Annotated in this window: 1 protein-coding gene and 1 pseudogene; both read left to right on the forward strand. The window is 31.0% G+C overall.

Going from position 1 to position 1,003, the window contains the following annotated elements; translation table 11 throughout:
* On the forward strand, positions 1 to 473 hold a 473-nt coding region (locus tag AC1DJR_RS31355), incomplete at its 5' end, for an FtsX-like permease family protein (protein ID WP_477004398.1).
* A gap of 5 nt (positions 474 to 478) precedes the next feature.
* Positions 479 to 1,003: pseudogene (locus AC1DJR_RS31360) on the forward strand (ABC transporter permease); the annotation flags it as partial.

The following is a 1,003-nucleotide window of genomic DNA, read 5'->3' on the forward strand; positions in this document are numbered from 1 at the left end:
ATGTTAAGCAAAATAGAGCTGATGCAAATGCCAAAGTGATAAATGAAAAAGAGAATTATGAGAAAGAAAAAAGCTCGAGTCAAGCTCTGAGAGAACAACTTGCACTTCCGTATAGAATACTTTTTATAGCTGTAATGAACTGTATAATTGCGAGTTATTTTTGGATTTATACGAAGAGGAAGAGTGTTTCCTTAAGAAAAGCGTTGGGGGCAAGTAATTTGAATTTATTTGTATTTATATTTGGCCAATTATTCATATGCGCAATCTCTGCAGCGGTTTGTGCCTTATGTATGCAATGGATTTTAAGTACAATGAATAAAAGTATAGTACATTCAATGGGTTTTACCATTCGTATAGATGTTTTCAAAGTTATGATGGGTGTAGTAATTTCCTTATCTATTTCGTTCATCACCGCTGTAATACCATTTTTCAAATTACTTAAAATTGAACCTGCTAAAGCCTTAAAGGAGTAAATAAGATGAGAATAAAAAGTACTCTTATGGCCCTAAAAAATAGGTTCTTTATTTCCATACTGCTCTTAATGCAATTTATGTTTGGATTAACGTCAATAACACTTTCAATTAATACACTTTATAATTTTCACTATCTTGGAAACAGTTCCAACTCGTTGCTAGATTTAGAAAGTACATATTTCATCACTTATGATATGACTACTGATAGGTTGAAGGAAGATCAATTTAATAAAGGGCGAATCGAAGAAATTTATAATAAAATTCAGCAAAATAAAGATGTGATTTCGTATGGTACATACGAAGAGATAATAATCGAACTAGAATCAAGCGATAGACCGCTTCAAGAAAGTATGTTAGACGAATTGAAAAATAAAACTTTTCGTGATAAAAGTCCTACTATTCGTACGATTACAATAGATGAAGATTATTATAAATTACTGAACATACCTATAAAAACTGGAAAAGGCTTTTCGTATCAAGATTTTCAAAAAAATAGTGAAGAGAAAACGAATGCTTTGGTAGGCTCTTAC

Source organism: Bacillus sp. 05T31, assembly GCF_056396725.1.